This is a genomic window from Calidithermus terrae (assembly GCF_003574345.1).
In the GTDB taxonomy this organism is placed as follows: Bacteria; Deinococcota; Deinococci; order Deinococcales; family Thermaceae; genus Calidithermus; species Calidithermus chliarophilus.
Map to the genome: position 1 here is coordinate 1 of NZ_QXDL01000186.1, position 8,006 is coordinate 8,006.

At 71.9% G+C, this 8,006-nt stretch carries 7 protein-coding genes; all 7 read left to right on the top strand.

Going from position 1 to position 8,006, the window contains the following annotated elements; all coding sequences use genetic code 11:
* Positions 1–535, top strand: a 535-nt coding sequence (locus Mterra_RS16655; protein WP_119316183.1) for an ROK family protein, incomplete at its 5' end; no start/stop codon positions are given.
* Positions 535–1,614 carry a Gfo/Idh/MocA family protein gene (locus tag Mterra_RS16660; RefSeq protein WP_119316189.1) on the top strand — a complete coding sequence of 360 codons (1,080 nt, stop codon included), beginning with the start codon at positions 535–537 and terminating at the stop codon, positions 1,612–1,614. The genes Mterra_RS16655 and Mterra_RS16660, both read left to right, overlap by 1 nt.
* A 25-nt stretch (positions 1,615–1,639) precedes the next feature.
* Complete coding sequence (locus Mterra_RS16665; protein WP_119316184.1) at positions 1,640–2,761, top strand: Gfo/Idh/MocA family protein; 1,122 nt, start codon at positions 1,640–1,642, stop codon at positions 2,759–2,761.
* Between the two features lie 74 nt (positions 2,762–2,835).
* Positions 2,836–3,903, top strand: a complete 1,068-nt coding sequence (locus tag Mterra_RS16670; protein ID WP_119316185.1) for a substrate-binding domain-containing protein — start codon at positions 2,836–2,838, stop codon at positions 3,901–3,903.
* 128 nt (positions 3,904–4,031) lie between these two features.
* Positions 4,032–5,570 carry a sugar ABC transporter ATP-binding protein gene (locus tag Mterra_RS16675; protein WP_119316186.1) on the top strand — a complete coding sequence of 513 codons (1,539 nt, stop codon included), beginning with the start codon at positions 4,032–4,034 and terminating at the stop codon, positions 5,568–5,570.
* A 90-nt stretch (positions 5,571–5,660) separates the two neighbouring features.
* Complete coding sequence (locus tag Mterra_RS16680; protein ID WP_119316187.1) at positions 5,661–6,629, top strand: ABC transporter permease; 969 nt, start codon at positions 5,661–5,663, stop codon at positions 6,627–6,629.
* 73 nt (positions 6,630–6,702) lie between these two features.
* The gene (locus tag Mterra_RS16685; protein ID WP_119316188.1) at positions 6,703–7,671 is read left to right on the top strand and encodes an ABC transporter permease; all 969 of its coding nucleotides are present in this window, start codon (positions 6,703–6,705) and stop codon (positions 7,669–7,671) included.
* Positions 7,672–8,006 lie beyond the last annotated feature (335 nt).

Below are 8,006 nucleotides of genomic sequence, written 5' to 3' on the forward strand. Positions count from 1 at the left end.
GCTCTACCTGGGCGCCTACGGCACGGCGGGCGAGTTCGGGCACCAGGTCTACGACCCCCACGGGCCCTCCTGCGGCTGCGGCGGGGCGGGCTGCGTCGAGGTGTACGCCTCGGGGCCCGCCGTCGTGGCGGCGGCAGCCCGGCCCCTGCGCGGCGGGCGCGCCCCCATCCTGCGCGAGATCGTGGGGAATTCGCTGGAGAAGCTGACCCCCAAGGCCGTGGCCGAGGCCGCCTGGCGCGGGGAGGAGGAGTGCGTGGAGATCTGGGCGCGGGCGGGCGAGGTGCTGGGCGTGGCGATCAGCAACGTGCTGGGCGTGCTGGGCCTCGAGCGCGTGGTGGTCGGCGGCGGGCTGGCGAAGGCGGGCGAGGTGCTCTTCGGCCCGATGCGCCGGGCCGTGGCCCGCCACGCCCGCACCCTGGGCGGCCGGGCGGTCGAGGTCGTCCCGGCGGCGCTGGAGGAGCCAGGCCTGACGGGCGCGGCGGTGTGGGCGCTCGAGCAGGCCGGCCGGGCGGGCGGGGCGACGGGGGGGCGGTGATGGCGAAGACCTGGAGGATCGCGGGCGTCAACTTCGACCACATGCACATGGGCGACCTGCTGCGGCTGGCCCACGCCCACCCCAACGCCGAGATCGTGGGCATCGCCGACGAGGACCCCGCGCGCATGGAGGGGGCCGTCGCCAACTTCGCCATCCCGCGCGAGCGGGTCTTCACCGACTTCCGTGAGTGCCTCGAGGCCACCGCGCCCGACGTGGTGATCCTCTGCCCCAGCACCGCCCGGCACGCCGACTGCGTGGAGGGGGTGGCCCCCTACGGCGTGCACGTGCTGGTGGAGAAGCCCTTCGCCGCCTCGCTCCCCGACGCCGACCGCATGATCGCCGCCATGGCGAGGGGCGGCGGGCGCATGGTGGTCAACTGGCCCCTGGCCTGGTACCCCTCCCACCGCACCGCCAAGCGGCTGCTGGACGAGGGGGCCATCGGGGAGGTGCTCGAGGTGCACTTCTACGACGGCAACCGCGGGCCCCTCTACCACCGCGCCGACAAGGTGGAGGTCACGGAGGAGGAGGTGCGGCGCGAGAAGCCCCGCTCCTGGTGGTACCAGCGCGCGGCGGGCGGGGGCTCGCTGCTGGACTACCTGGGCTACGGCGTGACGCTGGGAAGTTGGTTCCACGGCGGCAGGGCCCCGCTCGAGGTCACCACCACCGCCTGGGGCGGCGAGGGCCTGGAGGTGGACGAGCACTCGGTCACGGTCTGCCGCTACGCCTACGGCCTCTCCAAGTACGAGACCCGCTGGGGCACCTTCACCGACCCCTGGGTCACCCAGCCCCAGCCCAAGTGCGGCTTCGTGCTCGTCGGCAGCGAGGGCACGCTCTCGAGCTACGACTACGAGGGGGTGGTGCGCCTGCAGACCCGAGCCCGCCGCGAGACCCACGAGGTCAGCGTGGACACCCTGCAAGCGCCCCACGACAACCCCGTCAACCACTTCCTGCACGTGCTCGAGACCGGCGAGGACCCCATCGGCCCGCTCGACCCCGCCCTGTGCCGCGTGGGGCAGCAGATCGTCGATAGCGCGGTGCTGTCGGCCCGCGAGAAGCGCACCGTGAGGTTGGTCTCGTGAGCGCCGCGCCGCGGGGGAGGGAGCCGTGAGCGAGCCCACCGCCTCCGACTACGCCCTCCAGACCCAGGCCGCCGCCACCGCCGCGGCCCCCGAGCTGCCCTACGGCCCGCCCCGGCCCAAGCGCTACCGGCCCCGCGTCGGCCTCGTCGGCTGCGGCGGGATCAGCGGCTACCACCTGGCGGCCTACCGGGCGATGGGCCTGGAGGTGGCCGCGCTGTGCGACCGCCACCTCGAGCGCGCCCGAGCCCGCCGCGACGAGTTCTTCCCCGAGGCCGCCGTCTGCACCGACCCCTACGAGCTCCTCGGGCGCGAGGACCTCGAGGTCCTCGACCTCACCCTCCACCCCGAAGGCCGCGCCCCGCTGACGGAGGCCGCGCTCGAGGCCGGCAAGCACGTGCTCTCGCAGAAGCCCTTCGTGCTCGACCTCGACCTCGGCGAGCGCCTGTGCGACCTGGCCGACTCCCGCGGCGTGAAGCTGGCGGTCAACCAGAACGGGCGCTGGGCCCCGCACTTCGCCTACATCCGCGAGGCGGTGGGGGCCGGGCTGGTGGGCGAGGTGCTCAGCGTGCACTGCGGCGTGCACTGGGACCACACCTGGACCGCCGGGACCCGCTTCGAGGAGCTTGAGGACCTCGTGCTCTTCGACTTCGGCATCCACTGGTTCGACTTCCTCGCCAGCCTGGCGGGCGCTCGAGCCCGGCGGGTGCAGGCCTCGCGCGCCTTCGCGGCGGGGCAGGCCATGAAGCCGCCCATGCTCGCGCAGGCGATCGTCGAGCTCGAGGGCGGCCAGGCCTCGCTGGTCTTCGACGCCCACCTCAAGCACGGCCCGCTGGACCGCACCTACGTCGGCGGCAGCCGGGGCTCGCTGCTGAGCACAGGGCCCGACCTGGGCCGGCAGTCCCTCGAGCTCCACACCGCGCAGGGCCGGGCGGTCCCCGCGCTCGAGGGCCACTGGTTCCAGCAAGGTTTCCAGGGTACGATGGGCGAGCTTCTGTGCGCTATTGAAGAAGGCCGTGAGCCCTCCAACGGGGGCAGGGCCAACCTATCCAGCCTCGCGCTCTGCTTCGCCGCCGTCGCCGCGGCCAGCGAGGGCGTCGCCAAGATCCCCGGTCGGGTCCGGAAGCTGCCTTCCGTGCATTGGACGTAGGAGGTGATTCGAGAATCGAGTTCAGGTTTTAGCGCTCCCACCGGCCTCGAGGCAATCCACCCCAGGAGGAAAAGATGAAGCTCAAGCACTTAGCACTCGGTCTCTCGGCGTTAGCCCTCGCGGGCGCGGCCCTGCTGGCCCTCAGCCCGGCCCAGGCCCAGGCCAAGACCTACCGCATCGGCATTTCCAACGGCTTCGTGGGCTCGGAGTGGCGCACCCAGATGCTCGACGGCATCCGCGAGGTGGTCGAGGAGTACAAGAAAGCCGGCACCAACGTCGAGCTGGTGATCCAGAGCGCCGACGTGGACGTGCAGGGCCAGATCCAGCAGATCCGCAACCTCATCAACGCCAAGGTCGATGGCATCATCATCAACCCCAACTCGCAGACCGGCCTCAACCAGGTCATCCGCGAGGCCACCGACGCGGGCATCAAGGTGGTGGTCGTGGACCAGGAGGTCTCGGCCCCCACCGCCGTCAACGTCGCCATCGACCAGCGGGCCTGGGCCAAGGACAAGATGGACTGGCTGGCTAAGGCCCTGGGCGGCAAGGGCAACGTCGTCGTGATCAACGGCATCGACGGCCACCCCGCCAACGAGGCCCGCGAGGCCGGCATCGCCGACTCGCTGAAGAATTACCCCAACATCAAGGTGCTCAACACCGCCAACGGCGACTGGGACCACGCCAAGGCCCAGCAGGTGCTCTCCTCCATCCTGGCCTCCCAGCCCAACATCGACGGCATCTTCACCCAAGACGGCATGGGCCAGGGCGTGCTGCGCGCGCTCATCGCGGCCAAGCCCCGCAAGATGCCCGTCGTCTCGGGCGAGGCCTACGTGGGCTACATGAAGCTGTGGAGCGAGATCAAGAAGAGCTACCCCGACTTCCGCTCCTACGGCCTGGCCAACCCGCCCGGCGTGGGCGCCTCGGGGCTGCGCGTGGTGATGAACCTCATCCAGGGCAAGCAGCTCAAAGACGGCGTGCTGAAGGGCCCCTACAACAACACCATCTACGTGCCCATCCCCGCCCGCGTCGACGACAGCACCCTCGCCAAGACCCTCGCCGACCTGCTGGCGAAGAAGAAGGCCGACACCTACACCATGGACGGCTACCTGACCCAGGCCCAGGCCAACGCGTACTTCAAGTAGCCGGGGACGGGGCGGGTGGTTCGTGGTCTCGCGTTCACGGCTCACGGCCTTCCGCGAACCGCCGGGGCGGGTCTTCAGGGCCCGCCCCGGCCCCGGCCCCTCGAGAGCGGCGACGGCAAAGCCACGCCATGAGTGAGACCCTTTTGCTCCAGGCCCTGCGCGTGAGCAAGCGCTACGGGGCCACCGTCGCCCTGCAGGAGGCCAGCTTCGGCCTGCGGGCCGGGGAGGTGCACGCCCTGCTGGGGGCCAACGGCAGCGGCAAGTCCACGCTGGCGAAGGTGGTGGCCGGGGCGGTGGCGCCCGACGGCGGCGAGATCCGGCTGGGGGGCCAGGCGGTGCGCTTCCGCAGCCCGCTCGAGGCCCGCGCCGCGGGGATCGCGGTGGTCTACCAGGAGCTCTCGCTGGTCGAGGACCTCAGCGTGCAGGACAACCTCTGGCTGGGGCACGAGCCCCCGGCCCGTTTCGGGCGGGTGGACGCCCGGGCCGCCCGCGCGCGCACCGAGGCCCTGCTGGGGCTGTTCGAGGACGTCGCCGGGCCGCGCTTCGCGCCCGGGACGCCGGTGGGCGAGCTGCCCCCCGACGAGCGGCAGTTGGTGGAGATCCTCAAGGCGGTGAGCCTGGAGCCGCGGGTGCTGGTGCTCGACGAGGCCACCGCCAGCCTGGACGGGCGGCAGGTGGATCGGCTGTTCCGCCTGGTCGGGGAGTGGAAGGCCCGGGGCTGGGGCATCGTGATCGTGACCCACCGCATGGAGGAGATCTTCCGGGTGGCCGACCGGGCCACCGTGCTCCGGAACGGGCAGGTGGTGGGCGAGGTGCGCATCGGGGAGACCAGCCGCGAGGAGCTCATCGGCCTGATCTCGGGCGAGGCCAGCCGGGCGCTGCACAGCGCCGAGGCCGGGGCGCTCGCCCCGGCCTGGCGCACGTCGCCGCTGCTGAGGCTGCGGGTGCGGCGGGGTCGCAAGCTGCGCGAGCTCGAGCTCGCGCTTTACGCGGGCGAGATCCTGGGCCTGGGCGGGCTGCACGGGCAGGGGCAGAGCGAGCTGCTGCTCAGCCTCTTCGGGGCCCTGCCGGGCCAGGACCTGAGCCTATGGCTGGAGGGGCAGCCCCGCCGCTTCCGCCACCCCAGCGACGCCATGCAAGCCGGGCTGGCCTACGTCCCCGGCGACCGCAACCGCGAGGGGCTGCTCGCGGCGCGCTCGATCCTGGAAAACTTCCTGCTGCCGAGCTGGAAAAGCTACCACCGCGGCCCGCTGCTCGACTTAGGCCAAGCCCGGCGGGCCGCGCTCGAGGTGGGCGAAAAGCTCAGGCTCAAGTTCGGGGCGCTCGACGACCGCGTGACCTCGCTCTCCGGCGGCAACGCGCAGAAGGTGGTGCTGGGCAAGTGGCTGCTGCGCGCGCCCCGGGTGCTGCTGCTCGACGACCCCACCAAGGGCATCGACGTGGGCGCGAAGGCCGAGTTCTACCAACTGCTGGCCGAGCTGCGCGCGCAGGGCATGGGCGTGGTCTTCTACTCCTCCGACGACGACGAGCTGCTGAGCCTGTGCGACCGCGTGCTGGTGCTGCTCGAGGGCCGCGTCGCCGCCGAGCTGAGCCACGCGGAGCTCACCCGCGACCGCCTGATCCGCGCCAGCTTAGGCGTGAAGGAGGTGGTGAGCGGTGAGCCCTGACGCGGGGAAAGGCCCCGTCCCCTGCCGCCGGCCTCGAGCCACACGCCCCCTCCGCCCGCGTCACCCCTGCCCGCAACCGGATCCCGCCCTATGACCCTCCTGCGCCGCCTCCTCGCCCAGCCCTACGCCCTGGCCCTGATCCTGCTGATCCTGGGGCTCGTCGTCACCGCCCTCTTCCAGCCGGCCTTCTTCACCCCCCGCACCTTCGCCAACAACCTGCGCACCTACTTGCCCCTGATCCTGCTGGCGGTGGGCCAGACCGTGGTGGTGCTGGGCGGGGGCATCGACCTCAGCCTGGGGGCCATCCTGACGCTCTCGAGCGTGGTCATGGTGCAGGCCTTCGGCCTGGAGCCCGACCCCGGCCCCCTGCGCACCTTCGGCGGGGTGGCCCTGGGCCTGCTGGTGGGCACGCTGGCCGGCGCGGTCAACGGCTTCTGCGTGGCCTACCTGCGCCTGCAGCCCATCATCGCCACCTTCGCCACCTCCTTCATCTGGGGCGGGCTGGCGCTGTGGGTGCTGCCCCAGCCGGGGGGCAACGTGCCGACCGTGCTGCAGGACTTCGTGCGGGTCTACTTCCTGGTGCCCTTCTCGCTGTGGGCGGTGCTGACGATCCTGCTGGCGTGGGCCTGGTTTTTGGGCACGCGCTGGGCCCGCGCGCTCTACGCGGTGGGCGGCAACCCCCAGGCGGCCTTCACCTCGGGCATTTCCGTGGAGCGCACCCGGCTGGGCGCCTACGCCGCGGCGGGACTGCTCACCGGCCTGGGGGCCTTCTTCCTCACCGCCGACATCGCCACCGGCGACCCCCTCATCGGCGGCCCGCTCACCCTCGCCAGCGTGGTGGCGGTCGTGATCGGCGGCACCCGCCTCTCCGGCGGGGCGGGCGGCATCGTGGGCAGCATCCTGGGCGCGGTGGCCTACTACCTGCTCAAGAACGTGGTGGCGCTGTCGGTGTTCAACTTCAACCTCTCCCCGCAGTGGCAGACCCTCATCGACGGCACCGTGATCGTGCTGGCCCTGGCGGCTCCGGGGCTCTTGCGCCTGGTGCGGAGGCAGCCGTGAGGGGGAGGTGGAGCCGTCGGCCAAAGGCTACGAGCCACGCGCCCGCGCGACCCCCAACCTTTGACAACTGGCTATGACCCCTCCTGCCAACCCCCTCCCGACCCTGCTCCGCACCCCCCCGATGATCGCGGTGGGGCTGGCCGTCGTGCTGCTGCTGCTGGGCGAGCTCGTGCGCCCCGGCTTCGCCGACTACGGCCAGGTCACCAACATCCTGCGCATCGCGGCTTTCTTGGGCATCGTCGCCATCGGGCAGACGCTGGTGATCCTCTCGGGCGGGGAGGGCATCGACCTGTCGGTGGGCGCGGTGGTGACGCTGGGGGCCATCGTCATCTACCGCTTCACCGGCGGCTCCGACGCCCTGCTGCTGCCCGCGCTGCTGATCGCGCTGGGGGTGGGCTTCCTGATCGGGCTGGTCAACGGCGTCGGCATCGCCTGGGTCAAGATCCCGCCGCTGGTGATGACGCTGGGCATGATGGGCGTGGTCAAGGGCCTGATCCTGGTCTACACCGGCGGCCGCCCCCAGGGGGCCACCCCGCCCGTGATGAAGAGCATCATCTCCGACCCCTGGATCCTGGGCATCCCCGGCGACGTGTTCATCTGGGTGATCCTGGGCGTGGGGGTGACGCTCTTGCTCCAGCGCACCGCCTACGGCAAGGCGCTCTACGCCATCGGGGCCAACCGCACCACCGCGCGGCTCTCGGGGGTGCGGGTCGAGCGCATGCTGATCCTGACCTACGCCCTCTCCGGGATGTTCTCGGCGCTGGGCGGCTTCGTGCTGCTGGGCTACCTGCAGAACGTCTTCATCAACCTGGGCGACCCGTACACCCTGCCCACCATCGCGGCGGTGGTGGTGGGCGGCACCGCGCTGGCCGGGGGGACGGGGGGCTACGCGGGCACCATGGCCGGGGCGCTGGTGCTGACGCTGGTCTCGAGCCTGCTCATCACCCTGGGCCTGCCCGAGTTCGGCCGCCAGATCACCTACGGCCTGATCCTGCTGGTGCTGCTGGCGGTGTACGGGCGCGAGCGCCGCCTGCGGGGCTAGGGGCTGGCCGTTGTCGGTGGCCGGACGCCGAGCGCAAGACGCGGGTCGGGGGGCGTACGTCGTGCGTCGTACGTCGTACGTCGTACGCAAAACGCAAGACGCCTTGTTGGGATAAATCATCCACTGGGGTTGTGCCCCTCCCGCAGGCCAACTACAGCCCCACGCCCCAGGGGACAGGCGTTTGATGGTCGCTACCCCGCCCCGGCCGGGGTGTGCGGCCCGCTCACCCTCGCCAGCGTGGTGGCGGTCGTGATCGGCGGCACCCGCCTCTCCGGCGGGGCGGGCGGCATCGTGGGCAGCATCCTGGGCGCGGTGGCCTACTACCTGCTCAAGAA